At 29.8% G+C, this 14823-nt stretch carries 17 protein-coding genes and 3 tRNA genes; 8 read left to right on the plus strand and 12 right to left on the minus strand.

The window, feature by feature from the left end; translation table 11 throughout:
- Positions 1 to 45: 45 nt before the first annotated feature.
- Positions 46 to 1479, minus strand: coding sequence for an FAD-dependent oxidoreductase (locus ACX6CF_RS04365; protein ID WP_458784079.1), 1434 nt, complete (start codon positions 1477 to 1479; stop codon positions 46 to 48).
- A 216-nt stretch (positions 1480 to 1695) separates the two neighbouring features.
- On the minus strand, positions 1696 to 2259 hold the full coding sequence (locus tag ACX6CF_RS04370; protein WP_458784080.1) for a glycerol-3-phosphate responsive antiterminator: 564 nt from the start codon (positions 2257 to 2259) through the stop codon (positions 1696 to 1698).
- 226 nt (positions 2260 to 2485) lie between these two features.
- Between ACX6CF_RS04370 and ACX6CF_RS04375 the strand changes: the two genes are divergently transcribed.
- From ACX6CF_RS04375 to ACX6CF_RS04410, 8 genes are all read left to right on the plus strand, one after another.
- Positions 2486 to 2965 carry a Na+/H+ antiporter subunit E gene (locus ACX6CF_RS04375; RefSeq protein WP_458784081.1) on the plus strand — a complete coding sequence of 160 codons (480 nt, stop codon included), beginning with the start codon at positions 2486 to 2488 and terminating at the stop codon, positions 2963 to 2965.
- Positions 2966 to 3048: 83 nt separating this feature from the next.
- Positions 3049 to 3216 (plus strand): MrpF/PhaF family protein, encoded by a 168-nt coding sequence (locus ACX6CF_RS04380; RefSeq protein ID WP_458784098.1) that lies wholly within the window; start codon positions 3049 to 3051, stop codon positions 3214 to 3216.
- Complete coding sequence (gene mnhG, locus ACX6CF_RS04385) at positions 3216 to 3512, plus strand: monovalent cation/H(+) antiporter subunit G (protein WP_458784082.1); 297 nt, start codon at positions 3216 to 3218, stop codon at positions 3510 to 3512. Before ACX6CF_RS04380 ends, mnhG begins: the two co-directional genes overlap by 1 nt.
- Positions 3512 to 4051, plus strand: a complete 540-nt coding sequence (locus tag ACX6CF_RS04390; RefSeq protein WP_458784083.1) for a hydrogenase subunit MbhD domain-containing protein — start codon at positions 3512 to 3514, stop codon at positions 4049 to 4051. Before mnhG ends, ACX6CF_RS04390 begins: the two co-directional genes overlap by 1 nt.
- The gene (gene mbhE, locus ACX6CF_RS04395; protein WP_458784084.1) at positions 4048 to 4305 is read left to right on the plus strand and encodes a hydrogen gas-evolving membrane-bound hydrogenase subunit E; all 258 of its coding nucleotides are present in this window, start codon (positions 4048 to 4050) and stop codon (positions 4303 to 4305) included. The genes ACX6CF_RS04390 and mbhE overlap by 4 nt, the downstream gene beginning before the upstream one ends.
- A gap of 11 nt (positions 4306 to 4316) precedes the next feature.
- On the plus strand, positions 4317 to 4703 hold the full coding sequence (locus ACX6CF_RS04400) for an MnhB domain-containing protein (RefSeq protein ID WP_458784085.1): 387 nt from the start codon (positions 4317 to 4319) through the stop codon (positions 4701 to 4703).
- Between the two features lie 23 nt (positions 4704 to 4726).
- Positions 4727 to 5080, plus strand: coding sequence for a cation:proton antiporter subunit C (locus tag ACX6CF_RS04405; protein WP_458784086.1), 354 nt, complete (start codon positions 4727 to 4729; stop codon positions 5078 to 5080).
- On the plus strand, positions 5077 to 6690 hold the full coding sequence (locus ACX6CF_RS04410) for a complex I subunit 5 family protein (protein WP_458784087.1): 1614 nt from the start codon (positions 5077 to 5079) through the stop codon (positions 6688 to 6690). Before ACX6CF_RS04405 ends, ACX6CF_RS04410 begins: the two co-directional genes overlap by 4 nt.
- An 8-nt stretch (positions 6691 to 6698) precedes the next feature.
- On the opposite strand, the gene ACX6CF_RS04415 is transcribed toward ACX6CF_RS04410, so the two are convergent.
- From ACX6CF_RS04415 to ACX6CF_RS04460, 10 genes are all read right to left on the minus strand, one after another.
- Positions 6699 to 7250 (minus strand): DUF421 domain-containing protein, encoded by a 552-nt coding sequence (locus tag ACX6CF_RS04415; protein ID WP_458784088.1) that lies wholly within the window; start codon positions 7248 to 7250, stop codon positions 6699 to 6701.
- A 136-nt stretch (positions 7251 to 7386) separates the two neighbouring features.
- Positions 7387 to 7617, minus strand: a complete 231-nt coding sequence (locus tag ACX6CF_RS04420) for a hypothetical protein (RefSeq protein WP_458784089.1) — start codon at positions 7615 to 7617, stop codon at positions 7387 to 7389.
- Positions 7618 to 7630: 13 nt separating this feature from the next.
- Positions 7631 to 8599, minus strand: a complete 969-nt coding sequence (locus tag ACX6CF_RS04425; RefSeq protein ID WP_458784090.1) for an ABC transporter ATP-binding protein — start codon at positions 8597 to 8599, stop codon at positions 7631 to 7633.
- A complete protein-coding gene (locus tag ACX6CF_RS04430; RefSeq protein WP_458784091.1) occupies positions 8596 to 9726 on the minus strand; it encodes an ABC transporter ATP-binding protein in 1131 nt (376 codons plus the stop codon). Before ACX6CF_RS04430 ends, ACX6CF_RS04425 begins: the two co-directional genes overlap by 4 nt.
- A gap of 11 nt (positions 9727 to 9737) precedes the next feature.
- Positions 9738 to 10742, minus strand: a complete 1005-nt coding sequence (gene opp4C / locus ACX6CF_RS04435) for an oligopeptide ABC transporter permease (RefSeq protein ID WP_458784092.1) — start codon at positions 10740 to 10742, stop codon at positions 9738 to 9740.
- A 19-nt stretch (positions 10743 to 10761) separates the two neighbouring features.
- Positions 10762 to 11730, minus strand: a complete 969-nt coding sequence (locus ACX6CF_RS04440; protein WP_458784093.1) for an ABC transporter permease — start codon at positions 11728 to 11730, stop codon at positions 10762 to 10764.
- Between the two features lie 79 nt (positions 11731 to 11809).
- A complete protein-coding gene (locus ACX6CF_RS04445; protein WP_458784094.1) occupies positions 11810 to 13858 on the minus strand; it encodes an ABC transporter substrate-binding protein in 2049 nt (682 codons plus the stop codon).
- A 634-nt stretch (positions 13859 to 14492) separates the two neighbouring features.
- Positions 14493 to 14565 (minus strand) — tRNA-Val (locus ACX6CF_RS04450).
- Positions 14566 to 14584: 19 nt separating this feature from the next.
- Positions 14585 to 14658 (minus strand) — tRNA-Asp (locus tag ACX6CF_RS04455).
- A gap of 68 nt (positions 14659 to 14726) precedes the next feature.
- A tRNA-Trp gene (locus ACX6CF_RS04460) sits at positions 14727 to 14799 on the minus strand.
- Between the last annotated feature and the right edge of the window lie 24 nt (positions 14800 to 14823).

The raw sequence follows: 14823 nt of genomic DNA on the forward strand, positions 1-14823 counted from the left end.
TTTATTACCATATCTATATACATTGAACTTAAACATCTATACTATCTATTTTGTCTTCCCAACAAGCACTTTAGATTTTCCACCCATTTTTGTTACTTGTTCTTTTGGAATATTAAGTTCTCTTGCAATAATGTCTACAACTCTTGGAGTACAAAAACCACCTTGACATCTACCCATACCTGCTCTTGTTCTTCTTTTTACAGCATCTAGGTTTCTCGCACCAATAGAACGATGGATACAATCAACTATCTCCCCTTCAGTAATAGTTTCACAACGGCAGATAATATTACCATATAGAGGATTTTCCTTAATCAATTCATTTCTTTCTCTTTCATCCATTTCACGAAATCTATATACAGGTTTTCTAGTACTAATGTAATCCTCTTTCTCTTTTAACTCAATATTCATAGACTTAAGAATTTCTATAACATATTCACTGATAGCTGGAGCAGCTGACAATCCTGGAGATTCGATACCAGCAACATTTACAAGTCCCTCTATTTCCTTTGACTTCTCAATAACAAAATCTCCTACAGATGATGATGCTCTAAGACCTGCAAAAGATGTTATTACGTCCCTAGTATTAACTGATGGTATAGACTTAATTGCTCCTTCAATAACTTTATCTAAACCTATACTAGTAGTAGCAATATCTTCTTTATCTAAAATATTTTCAGCTGTTGGTCCAAGCAAGAGATTTCCATCAACAGTTGGTGTAACTAAGATACCTTTACCCATTACAGTCGGAGGCTGAAAAACTACTTTGTTAATTATGTCTCCCTGTCTCTTATCAAGTAACAGATATTCCCCTTTTCTAGGATTAATCTTAAAACTATTGTCTCCAACCATAGCAGAAATATTATCACAGTAAAGACCTGCTGCATTAATTACATATTTACTTACTATTTTACCCTTTGTTGTTTCAAGTTCAAATTTATCATCTACTTTATTAATATCTTTTATGGCACAGTCCAAAATCAACTCAACTCCGTTATCAACAGCATTTTCTGCTGCTGCAAGTGTTAATTCATAAGGACAGACAATACCAGCAGTAGGAGCATGTAATGCACCAATTACTTCCTCCGACATATTAGGTTCCATTTCCCTAATTTCTTTTTTATTTAAAATTTTCATATCAGGTACATTATTTTTAACACCAAAATCATATAGCATTTTAATTTGTTCCATGTCATCATCATCAAAAGCAATTACAAAAGAACCAATTCTTTTAAAAGGTACATATAATTCTTTAGCAATCTCACCCATAATTTCATTTCCTCTTACATTGAGTTTTGCTTTTAAACTACCAGGTTTTGCATCATAACCCGCATGAACAATTGCACTATTTGCTTTACTGGTACCCATAGCGACATCTGATTCTTTATCCAGTAGACATACCTTTAAATCATACTTAGATAAATTTCGTGCTATTAGTGAACCAGTAACTCCTGCACCTATAATACTAATATCATAAATCATATCAAGACCTCCATTATACTATTAATGTAATTATATAATAAGAAACACAAAAAAAGCCACGCATAAATAGAGCTAAACTCTATTTAAATGTGACTCCTATTCTCCTACATTTAAACTTAACTAATTGTATGGAACTTATTTAATTAATTAAATATCTACATTTATTATACTACAAACGCCAAAGAAATGAAAGAGTAAAATAATAAATTATAGGACTTATAGATCCCATAAATCAGTTTTACCTACTGATACCCCTAACGCTCCTACTTTTAGAACAGATATTATGTCGTCTTTTGTATCTATTAACCCTCCAGCAATAATAGGCACTGATAATTCATTGCTCAGATTCTTGATTGTAGCAGGTATAGTACCAGGCATAACTTCAATCATATGAGGTTTAACAGATTTCACCGTTTTCACTGTAGTTCTATAAGATAAACTATCTATTAAAAAAAATCTTTGAATGGTAAATAATCCTTTATCTCTTGCATACTTTATATGATTGCTTCTTGTACTAATTATACCATCGGGCTTGATTATCTGTGATATATAATCTATAGCTTTATTGTCTTTACCCATTCCTTCAATCATATCCATATGGACAAATACTGTTTTATTATTTGATTTTATTTTACGGACTAAATCTTTCAGATTGAAAATATCTGAATATAATAAAAAAATAGTAGAAACTGAAGATTCTAAAGCTTTGTCAATATCATCTTTATTTCTTATTGCTGCGATAATAGGATTTTCTTCTATTGAACTAAAAATATTATTCATCTTAACCACCAATCATGAGTGTATCAAACATTCTTTTAATTTTTTTCAATATAACACATTAATATTAATATGTAAAGTTTTTACTTGTGATGGCTAAAATATATAATCTATATATTTTTATTATCATTAAAATAAAAATGAATAATTATTATAATTTTTTAAATTATATTGAAAATAATTATGCTTTTTGTTATTATTAGAGTATCTTATGTGGAGGAGGAATAGTTTGAGATATATTATTAATCATAGAATTTTTATTTTATTTCTTACAGTAATTTGGTGCATCCTATGTGGCAGTTTTTCTATACTTACAATAGCTGAAGGCTTTCTTCTTTCATCCTTTGCTGTTTTTATGAGTTGTCATATACCAGGTGGTGCACAATTTTTACACAGCATTAATATCTCTTTTTTTATGTTCCTTAAATTTATCATCATACTATTTATTGATATTTATTCATCAACATTCAGTATGTTCAAATTAATATTTACTTCAAATATTAGTCCTAGACTAGTACCTATTAAGACTACGTTGAACAACGAGTGGTCAATATTTTTTTTAGCTAATGCAATAACTCTAACTCCAGGTACTGTTACCGTTAACAGAAAAGGTAATAAGCTATTGATATTAACTACATATCCTGAAAAATCTGATAAAATCATAAATCCAAAACTTGTGAAAGCACTTAGAAAAGGAGTGAAACATTGATTTATTATTTATTTTCATTTTTATTAGTATTATCTATATTAAGTATAGTAATAATAATTAAAGGTCCAACTATTTGGGATAGATTGTTAGGACTTAACCTATTTTCAGCAAAAATAATACTGTTAATACTTCTCTTTTCTATTTTATTTGATCTACCGTATTTACTTGATATAGCTATAGTATATACATTACTAGGTTTTATCGGCATAATATTCATATCAAGATTCGTTAAAGGAAAGGGGAAAATTTAGTGATTATTACTATCGGATATATTATTATTTCTATTGGTCTTATATTCATGCTAATAGGATTTATAGGACTTTTTAGATTTAAGAATTTTTATTCACGTGTATTAGTATCTTCTGTTATTGATACAGCTTCATTCATAACTATTACTATAGGTATTATTTTCATAAAAGGCTTTAGTTTTTTCAGCCTCAAAATAGTACTTATACTTTTACTTATGCTTTTTTTGAATCCTTTAGCGACTCATACTATTGCTAGAGGAGCATATACAAGTGGTTTACGGATAGGAGATGATGACTGATGCTAGAAATTTCATTAATATTATTAGTTGTATTAGCTATTCTATCGGTTCAGACTAATACACTTAGAAGGGCAATTGTGTATCTATGTGTTTTTTCGTTACTCTGCTCTTTTTGTTATCTATTATACCAAGCTCCAGATGTGGCTATTGCTGAAGCCGTTATAGGTTGTACTCTATCGACTATCATATATCTGGTTGCATTAAATAAATATAAAGTATTTAGAGTATATTATATTATTGAAAAACCAAAAGACTCTATTTCCATCATACAAAAAAATGCTTTGTGTAAAATATTAGGTAACTACTCCTATGAAAAAGAACTAGAACTTGATATAGTCATATCAGATAAAAGCATTGAAGAAATAGTTAATGATTATCCCTACGATGTAATTGTACAACATAATATTACTAATACGACTATTTATGGGGATAAGTCAAATTATCATTTTGATGATTTGATAAGCTATATTGATATCAGCAGCAGTATTAATGTTAATCATGATTATATTATTGATAATGAAGGAGACTCGTTGTTATGAGAAGAAAATCAATAGCTATATATTTGATATTACTTTTTTTCCTATGTATATCTTTTGATATCATACCCATTAATAACGCCACAGAAGTATTGAACTATTACGTTAATAATAGTTTTAAAGAAACAGGCAGCATTAATGTCGTTACCTCTATTTATTTGAATTATAGAGTGTTTGATACAATATTTGAAACTTTATTATTATTAATTAGTATTATAGGTATAATCTACTTTTCTAGACATGAAGGAGATTATTAAGGAGGTCCATTATGAGAAGCAGGTCTGAACTTCTTATTAAATCGCTGGGAGTATTATACCCGATTATATTTTTATTCGGTATATATATTACAATAAATGGTCATAACACTCCTGGTGGAGGTTTTCAAGGCGGAGCTATAATAAGTTCAACATTTATTATCCAATATATTATTGATCCAGAACTAGATGTTTCATTATCACGATTACAAAAAATAGAGAAAATTCTTTTTCTGTGTATTATATTAATTGTAACCCTATTTGTAATTCATTTTAATGGAAGCTCTATTCTACTAATCAACAAGATATATCTTGTAGTTATGAATATCTTAATTGCAACTAAAGTCTATTGTGGTCTAAGCATTATTTTCTTTAGATTTGTACTTTTTGAAAGTAGGTAAATTGGAAAAAGGAGGTTAGTTATATGCATAATATAATAAATGGCGAAACTATAGGAATAGCATTATTTTTTATAGGTATGTATGGTCTGTTGGCTAGACGTAATATCATAAAGACCATTATTTCTATGGGGATTATTCAATCCGGTATAATTTTATTCTTTTTAACAATAAATTATACCAAAAACTCTATTCCGCCTATTGGAGAAAATATAGAAAAAATTACTTCTGACCCATTACCTCAAGCTTTGATGATAACAGCAGTTGTAATAGGTATTTCAATAACAGCAGTTAGCCTTACTATGTTCATCACACTATATCATCGTTACGGTACAACAAACTGGTACAAAGCTACTAAAAAAAGAGGAGAGAATATATGATACAACTATATTTATTTATATTATTACCAATTATAATTGCATCAATATCCTATCTATTTAAAACTAACTATAATAAAATAATGATACTAATATCTCAATTAATTCTTTTTGTAGGTAGTATTATTAATTTTGCCCACATAAAAAGCAATGATTCAATAACCTGTATCCTAGGTAATTATAAAGAAGGTATAGGTATTGCTCTAAAAGCTGATATCATGTCTTCTGTTTTTGTTATGCTCACAATATTTCTATTTACATGCATGATAATATATAATTTCAAAAAACAATATATGAATAATCTATTTTTATTTCTATTTTTAATTCTTCAAGGTTTAATAAATGGTATTTTCCTATCAATGGATTTATTTAATCTTTATGTGCTTATTGAAGTATCAACTATTGTAGTTAGTATACTTATCATGTTCAAGAAAGATAGTAGATCAATCTATGATGGTATGCTTTATTTACTGATAAATATTGTAGCTATGACATTTTTTCTTATAGGTATTGGATACATATATAAAATCTTTGGTTCTTTGGATATTACAATCGTTTATGACCGTATGAAGGAAGTTACTGATACCAAATCATTAATACTGCCTTATAGTTTCATCATAACAGCTATCAGCCTTAAATCAGCAGTCATGCCATTATTCAGCTGGCTACCTAGAGCTCATGGAACTCATTCTTCTCCTTCAATTGTTTCAGCTATACTCTCAGGATTATATGTTAAATGTGGTATCTATCTATTTATTAGAATTCAAAATATGTTTTCACCTGCATTTGACACAAGTACTATATTTCTTATTATGGGATTTATGACTGCTGTAGTTGGGTTTATTTTTGCACTATCTCAGATAGATATAAAATTGATTCTTTCTTATCATACCATAAGCCAAATCGGACTAATAATTTTTGGATTGAGCCTTAATAACACTTATAGTTACTGGGGTAGTATTTATCATATCATCAACCATGCTATTTTTAAATCAGTATTATTTTTAACGGCAGGTATCATTATTGAAGAATATGAGACCAGAGATATTCGTCAGATAAAAGGGGTCTTTAGGCGAATGCCCTTTGTCAGTACATTCACTTTTATGGCTATACTAGGAATAACAGGTGCTCCCTTTTTCAATGGTAGCATTTCTAAGTATTTAATACAAAAAGGTAGTTATAGTGGTCTACTGGATTATGGTTTAATACTTATTAATCTTGGTACTATCTTATCTTTTGTAAAATATCTAAGTATGTTCAAAGGCTCTTATACTGGTGAAAAATATTCTCCACCTTTTAATCAAAAAATTGCAATATCCATGCTTGGAACTTTATGTTTCTTAGGTGGTATATTCGGTATTGGATTAATTAAATTCCTCTTTAATGTAAATTTACATATAACATTAGATGGCTACTTAATAAAAAGCTTATTATATATTATTAGTATCATCGTAGGTCTATTGTTCTACCGTTTTCTCTATAAGAAAATAAAATTATTTAATAATATTAGAGAAATAAATCTTAGTTTTAATCAAATCTGTTTAACTATAACCATTTATTTCTCATTAATTTTATCTACTATGTTAGTACTTCATAAATATAATTATATTTGATAAACACCTTATATCTGTTGTTTTTTTAATTCTTCAACCAAATCAATTGGTTTATCTATTAGATGTTGTTTTAGTAGTATAGCATTTAATAGATATTCCATATCTTGAACCCTAATTGGTTCAGCTCCCCTTTTCAATATAAAACCAAACTGTCCATTTGGTTCTAATGTCCCTTTTTCAATGTAGTTAAGATTAGGAATTCCTTCTTGGCGAATTCTAGTCATTATTTCAGTTTTAGTTAATTTAAGCTTTTTTAGATTTTCTAAGACAAAATCACCATTTTTTATAATAATAACTTCTTTGCCTATTGCAACTTTTTCAAATCCATGAAAATGAAACTCCAGATATTCAAATATCAGTAATAGAATAATATACATAGAAGCTGCAATTATTGTCTTCATTATATCTTTATCAGCAAAAGGCTCTACTATAATAGCTCCAATAGATATAACCATCACTGTTTGTGCAATGGTCATTTGTGCTAACGATCTTCTGCCAGTAATTCTAAGTAATATAATAGCGACTATATATAAAACTACAGGTTTTAACAAAAAAGGCATTCAAACCACTCCTTGATCTTATTAATATTTATTGCTAATATATACCATTTCATTGTATATATTATATCCAAATCATTTATTTATAATACAAATCTATATTATATGATTAAAAGGCGAATATATATTCGCCTTTTAATCATAACCATATAAAGTATATAAATAAAAATATAAGTAGAATTCCTGCAGCATAGATTAAAATAATAGGAAAAATCACTTCAAAAACACCTATTATCGCAGCCCATCTTTCTCTTCTGTTAAGTAATACCCTTATTCTACTTGATACTTTACCTCTTTTTCTATACCAGGGCATACCAGGAACATTCATATCAGCTATTGTAATATTATTGTCTTTATATTGCTCTTTCATATGTATCACCTACTTAATCATAAAGATGGCAAGCAACGTAATGATCATTACCAATATCTTTATATTCAGGAGCTTCTTTTTTACAAATATCTTCTACATAAGAACATCTTGTACAGAATTTACATCCTTTTGGAGGATTTGCAGGAGAAGGTATTTCCCCTTTTAGTATAATCCTATTTTTCTTATGAGTAGGGTCAGGTACAGGTACAGCACTAAATAATGCTTTAGTATATGGATGTAATGGATTTTTGAATATTTCATCCCTGTTTGATTTTTCTACTATATTTCCTAAATACATAACTCCTACTTCATCAGCAATATGCTCAACTACTGATAAGTCATGTGAAATAAAAATATATGCTAATCCCCTTTCTTCTTGAATATCTTTTAACAAATTGATAATCTGGGCTTGTATAGAAACATCCAATGCCGAAACAGGTTCATCCGCTATAATCACTTTTGGATTAAGAGCTAATGCTCTAGCAATACATATCCTTTGACGTTGTCCTCCTGAAAATTCATGTGGATATCTATCTATGTGATAACTCTGTAAGCCACATTCTTCAATTATTTTTATAATATAATCTTTATATTCTTGTTTTAAAACAATATTATGTTCTTTTACTCCTTCACCAACAATCTCACCAATTGGTAATCTTGGACTAAGAGAACTATATGGATCTTGAAATATTATCTGTAATTCTGGTCTTAATTTACGCATTTGCCTAGGTTTTAGTTTAAAAATATTTTTCCCATTATATAAAACTTCTCCGCCTGTAGGCTCATTTAATCTTAATAAAGTTCTACCAACTGTAGTTTTTCCACATCCTGATTCTCCTACTAAACCAAAGGTTTTACCTTCTTTTAAATCAAATGATACTCCATCTACAGCTTTTACATGACCTACTGCTTTTTGCAATAATCCGGCTCTGATAGGAAAATATTTTACTAGATTATTTACTTCTAGTAATGTATCTGTCATTTTTTCCTCCCCCTCTCATATAGCCAACATGCCACTTTATGTGTATCACTGACATGATTAAAGCAAGGATATTCTCCTTCACATCTATTGATACATGAATTACACCTGTCTTTGAAGAAACAATGATTTGGCATAGCTATTGGATTAGGTACGGACCCTGGTATAGTATATAAACGATCCACATACTTATTAACTACAGGCTTACTTTTTAACAATCCTATTGTATAAGGATGTTTTGGACTTAGATATATATCTTCAGCAGTACCTTGCTCAACAATACGACCAGCATACATAACTATTACATAATCTGCCATCTCTGCTACAACCCCTAGATCATGTGTAATCAATAAAATACTTGCATCAATTTTATCTTTCAAATCTCTTAATAAATCAAGTATCTGAGCTTGAATAGTAACATCTAATGCAGTAGTTGGTTCATCTGCAATTATCATTTTAGGATCACATGCTAATGCCATAGCTATCATAACTCTTTGACGCATTCCACCTGATAATTCATGGGGATATGAATTATATATTCCCTCTGCTCTAGGTATTCCAACTAACTTCAACATACTGATTGATTTCTGTTTAATCTCTTTTTTATCCATATTACTATTATGTAGTTCAATAACTTCATTTATTTGATTACCAATTTTAAACACAGGATTTAGACTAGTCATTGGCTCTTGAAAAATCATGGCTATATCATTACCTCTTATGTTTTGCATTTTTTTGATAGGTGCTTTAGTCAAGTCAATAGCATGGTCTCCTTCATTAAATCTTATTTCCCCTTCTTCAATCTGTCCAACAGGTCCTTGAATCAGACGCATAAGGGATAAGCTGCTTACTGATTTTCCACATCCTGACTCACCAACTATTGCAACTGTCTTACCTCTAGGAATATTATAACTTATCCCATTAACAGCTTTTACTATACCCATATCAGTATAGAAAAAAGTCTTGAGATTATCAATTTCTATTAAGTTATTTTCATCCTTCATATCAGTTTTATATTTACTGAGGGGTATATTTTTTTTACCTTTGTTTTTATTGTATTCTTTGGTAACTTTCTTATTTATTTTTGTTATTTCTTTGAAATATTTTTTACTTTCAGCTTTACTATTCATTATCTCACCACCTATCTTCTCATTTTAGGATCAAATGCATCTCTCAATCCATCACCAACAAAGTTAAACCCCATAACGGTAGCTAATATACAGATTCCAGGCGGAATCCAAATATATAAATATCCTTTCAAAATGATAGGGTCTGTTACTGCACTAACCATATTCCCCCAAGACGCAAAAGGAAATGGAACACCAAATCCCAAGAAACTTAATCCCGATTCTGTAAGTATTATTCCACCAACTCCTAGTGTAGCTATAACGATTAGTTGAGGCATTACATTAGGAATAAGATGTTTGAAAATTCTTTTTCTTGGCTTTAATCCAATAGCTTCAGTAGCAATCATGAACTCTTGTTCCCTGAGACTTAGAATCTGTCCACGAACCAACCTAGCTACTGATGCCCATCCCAAAATTCCTAATACTAACATTAGATAATATATTTTTTTTGACCCATCCACAGCTAAAGTAATTAATGCTGAACTTAAAATAAGTACTATGGGTAGAAAAGGTATACAGAAGAAAATATCAACTATACGCATTATGATATTATCTGTAACTCCTCCAAAATATCCTGCAATACCTCCTAAAATAATACCAAAGAACAACTCAATTGCTACAACTACAAATCCTATAACTAATGAAATTCTTCCTCCATACATCAACCTAGTAAAAGTATCACGACCATCTCTATCAGTACCTAGCCAATGTTCACTTGAAGGTGGTGCTTTAATCAATACTTTTATATTTTCATCTTCGTAATTTACAATGTCCTCTGTTAATTCAACACCGTCTTTTTGAAAAAATATTTCATATTCACCATATGGCGAGAATATTGGACCTATAAAACTTATTATAAACATAGAAGCAAGTATAACTATTCCTATAATTGCTAATTTATTTCTTACAAAACGTTTCATTACAAGTTGTCCAGGTGTAATTATTTTATCAACAACTATTTCTCTATCATTATTAGTAATTTGTTCATTTTCAACATCTATCTTTGATTTTTCTAACATGATTTTCTCTCCTCTCTAATTATTTTAATCTTACCCTAGGGTCTGCAACGCCATATAAAATATCTGATAGCAGAGTTCCCAGAAGTGTTAAAACAGCTGAGAAAGTAAGAAATCCCATCATGTAATTTATATCTCCTGATTTTAAAGCTTTAAATGCTGTAAAACCTAATCCATCAATGGCAAAAATCTGTTCTGTTATGATAGCACCAGAGAATAATGATGGTAATAAACCACCTAGCATAGTTACAATAGGTATTAGAGTATTTCTGAAAGCATGCTTATAAACAACTTTCTTTTCACTCAAACCTTTTGCTCTTGCTGTTCTTATATAATCAGCATTCAATACTTCAAGCATATTAGTTCTTGCATATCTCATAAGACTTCCTATACTTAAGAATGCCAATACCACAATAGGTAGTATAAAATGCCATGCCTTGTCCCTAATCAGTGCCCAGCCGGTATAATCCATTCTAGCGGTTATCATACCTTGTAATGGTACCCATCCCAATCCAAAAGCAAATATTCTTTGAAGTATAGCAGCGAAGAAGAAACTTGGTAATGAAATACCAATGAATGCAAATATTGTTACACCATAATCCAATTTTGAATATTGTTTTGTTGCAGATATTATACCTAGGGGTATGGCTACTATCATTTGTAATATGTAAGCAATGAATGCAATAGTAAAGGATGTCCACATTTTACTTTTTATTACTTCACTGACTGGTTGTTTATATAAAAAAGACTCTCCAAAATCTCCCTGAACAGCTTTACCTAACCAACCTACGTACCCTTTAACTATGTTTGTTTCTGTCCCATATAATTTCCTAAGAGATATTTTCATTTCTTCTGTAACATTTGGATTTCCTGCAGTCATAGTTTGAACATAATCACCTGGCATTACTCTTATTAATGTATAGATTAGTATAGAAACTCCTAGTAAAATAAATATACAAATGAATACTCTTCGTATAATATATTGTCTCAAAATTATTCCACCATCCTTTCAACTTATATTATAATTAAGATATGATTTGCAGCCCTAAGGCTGCAAATCAAGTCACCTATTATTTTAATTTTAATGTCTCTATTTCTCTGAAATATCCATAGAATGGTGTCATATCTTTAGGTAGTGTTTCAACGTCAATTACTTCTGGATTGAATATATACATATTCTTACGTTGATAAACTGGCATTTCTACTGCTTCATCCATAATGATATCAAGAGCTTTTGAATAGTACTCTTTTCTTTTTTCAATATCATTTGTTGATCTTGCATCAAGAATTAATTTATCTAAATCTTGATTTTTAATACAATAATGGTTAGAAGGTCCATCACTATGGTAAGTTTGATACATATCAGGATCAATAGTCGCTTGCCATGCAGCTACCCACATATCCCACTCTTTAGCATCTAGTCTATCAAATAGTATAGAACCATCAACATCAGATATATCTAATACAGCACCTAATTTTTCCATCTCATCTTTCATTTGAGTCAATATAGGAGCTGATGGATGGTCCATGATACCATCTCCACTTATACCAATTTCAACCCTTAATTGCTTACCATCTTTTTCTAATACCTTACTGCCATTTTTATCTACTTGTTTATAACCAGCTTTCTCAAAACATTCAAGAGCTTTGTCAGCGCTAAATTGATAATAAGGTTTTGCGTTTTCTGGATAAGCCCATGAAACCCTAGACATAGGTCTTTCTATTATACTAGCTAACTCGCCATAATAAGTATTAATTGCTGGTTCTCTATTCATAAGATGCATTAAGCCCTTTCTTACATCATTATCCTTAATTCTTTCAGCATTTATACCAATATATCCATATCCTAGATTTTCAATCAATTCATAGTGAAGTTCTGCATCTTTAACATTTTGAACCATTTCAGGGCTAGCTGCAGGGTCAGAAATATCAACTTCACCTAATGTTACAGTTTCAAGTTTATTCGCAGATGATACAACTTGGTATTTTATGTTTTTAATTTTTGGTTCACCTTTATAATAATTTTCATTAGCTCTAAAGGTTACAACATTATTATCAAACTTTTCAAATTTGTATGCACCAGCACCCATTGGCTTATCATTTTTTTCTTTTACTTTTGTTAAATCACCTTTTTTGTATCCTTCGCCATAATAGTGTTCTGGAGTAACTTCAATGGCACCTAGATTCCAAATGGCTTTTGGATCTACTCCTTCAATAGTGATTTCAACAGTTAACTCATCAACTTTTTTAATACCTTCAATATCAGGAACCTTAATATTTCCACTAGCCAAATTATCTTCAATATATCCTTTTTCAAGCTCTTTGAATTTCATTTCTATAGCTTCTTGTTCATAATCACCATAACAGCAACCTGTTTCTACTTCAATAAATTTAGCTATTGATGCTTTTTTCAATTCATCTCCTTCTAAACCATCAGGATTATCGAATCCTGTATATCCATCAATAACTTCTGCTCCATAAGCCTCATATGCAGATGTCATACGTGCTTCAACTTCTTCTTTAGTTACATCCTTTGAGCTAGCTTTAAATCCTTCTATAATTTCTGCATAATTAGGATCATCATAACGATATTCATTTATTCCTAGAATTGGAGTTGTATATATAGTTGAAGATCCATCATATTTAGGATCACATAATATTTTATATGTAAATATAATATCATCAGCAGTAACTGGTTCTCCATCGCTAAACTTTAAGTTATCTTGAAGTTTAAATTTATATACTGTCATTATATTACCATCATCATCTTTGATTTCCTTTGGTGTTTCATATATAGCTAAATTAGAAGCAGGCTCTCCAAGACGATTATTGGTTATTAATCTTTCCTGTGTACGTTCTGTTATCTCAACGTCATATCCAGTTGTAGCAAAGTATGGACTAAAAACAGCATTTAAATCTGATGAACCCAAAACTAATGTATCATATTTAGTTTTCTTTTCTTTTGGTTCTTTCTCTTTTTCATTATCTTCAGAAACTGTTGCATCTCCCCCATCGTTTTCTTTTATTGTTGTTTTTTCTTCCCCCTTACAAGCAGTTAAGCTTAGCGACAAACATAAAATAAGAAAACAAATTGAAACTATCTTTGTAATATTCTTCATATTACTCCTCCTTTTTATATAATCCAGCTAAGATTTTATGTATATTCATTATTATCTTCTTATGATTTAGATCGGTTCTTAGATAATAATATAGGTTCTTAGCTAACCTATTTAATATATATCTGTTATAGATTTCGGTAATTATAATGCGTATTAAATTGTATTGATAATAATACTCTCTATAAGTATTATCATATATTAATTATATTGTTTTTTTTGACAATTGTAAAGGTTAATTATTGAATATTTTGTAATTTAAGTATATATATTGTTATTTGCAATTTAATACATAAAAATATATATTTTTATGTAATTATGCCGAATTATGGTATTGTATGTATAATTATTATGCAGTTTTAGTCGTGTAAAGTGAGTATTTTGACTGATTATAGTATCAAATTTGTTAATAAAATATTTGGTTGTACTATAATATATTATATTATTAATATAATAGACTATAAAACTAAATTATTATTAGTTTTTATATAAGATACAAAATTATTATAAGAAATATATATATATACTAAAAAAACTTATAACATATAGTTATAAGTTTTTTTAGTAGCGTAAAACGACTGTATACTCTAGCCATCTGAGCTACTCCGCCATTCTATTTAATTATTTAAAAATATAATGGGCGCAACAGGGCTCGAACCTGTGACCCCCTGCTTGTAAGGCAGGTGCTCTCCCAGCTGAGCTATGCGCCCTGGGATATTTATTTAAAAACGACCTAGAAGGGACTCGAACCCTCGACCTCCGGCGTGACAGGCCGGCGTTCTAACCAACTGAACCACTAGGCCAAATTAAAATTAGTAATTCAAACTATAGAATGTTTATTTAATTTTACTAAATAGCATTTTATCTATAACAGGGGCAGCAGGACTTGAACCCACGACATTCGGTTTTGGAGACCGACGTTCTACCAACTGAACTATGCCCCTAGATTTTATAAACATTCAAAACAA

The sequence above is a fragment of the Vallitalea sediminicola genome, assembly GCF_054408565.1.

Bases quoted from the DNA above. Each gene is read 5' to 3' on its own strand.
- ACX6CF_RS04415 (WP_458784088.1), bottom strand. From the start codon at position 7,250: ATGCCTTTTTTGTTAAAACCTGTAGTTTTATATATAGTCGCTATTATA.
- ACX6CF_RS04390 (WP_458784083.1), top strand. From the start codon at position 3,512: ATGCTAGAAATTTCATTAATATTATTAGTTGTATTAGCTATTCTATCG.
- ACX6CF_RS04425 (WP_458784090.1), bottom strand. From the start codon at position 8,599: ATGACAGATACATTACTAGAAGTAAATAATCTAGTAAAATATTTTCCT.
- ACX6CF_RS04445 (WP_458784094.1), bottom strand. From the start codon at position 13,858: ATGAAGAATATTACAAAGATAGTTTCAATTTGTTTTCTTATTTTATGT.
- ACX6CF_RS04400 (WP_458784085.1), top strand. From the start codon at position 4,317: ATGAGAAGCAGGTCTGAACTTCTTATTAAATCGCTGGGAGTATTATAC.
- ACX6CF_RS04430 (WP_458784091.1), bottom strand. From the start codon at position 9,726: ATGAATAGTAAAGCTGAAAGTAAAAAATATTTCAAAGAAATAACAAAA.
- ACX6CF_RS04370 (WP_458784080.1), bottom strand. From the start codon at position 2,259: ATGAATAATATTTTTAGTTCAATAGAAGAAAATCCTATTATCGCAGCA.
- ACX6CF_RS04365 (WP_458784079.1), bottom strand. From the start codon at position 1,479: ATGATTTATGATATTAGTATTATAGGTGCAGGAGTTACTGGTTCACTA.
- mbhE (WP_458784084.1), top strand. From the start codon at position 4,048: ATGAGAAGAAAATCAATAGCTATATATTTGATATTACTTTTTTTCCTA.
- ACX6CF_RS04420 (WP_458784089.1), bottom strand. From the start codon at position 7,617: ATGAAAGAGCAATATAAAGACAATAATATTACAATAGCTGATATGAAT.
- ACX6CF_RS04410 (WP_458784087.1), top strand. From the start codon at position 5,077: ATGATACAACTATATTTATTTATATTATTACCAATTATAATTGCATCA.
- opp4C (WP_458784092.1), bottom strand. From the start codon at position 10,742: ATGTTAGAAAAATCAAAGATAGATGTTGAAAATGAACAAATTACTAAT.
- ACX6CF_RS04405 (WP_458784086.1), top strand. From the start codon at position 4,727: ATGCATAATATAATAAATGGCGAAACTATAGGAATAGCATTATTTTTT.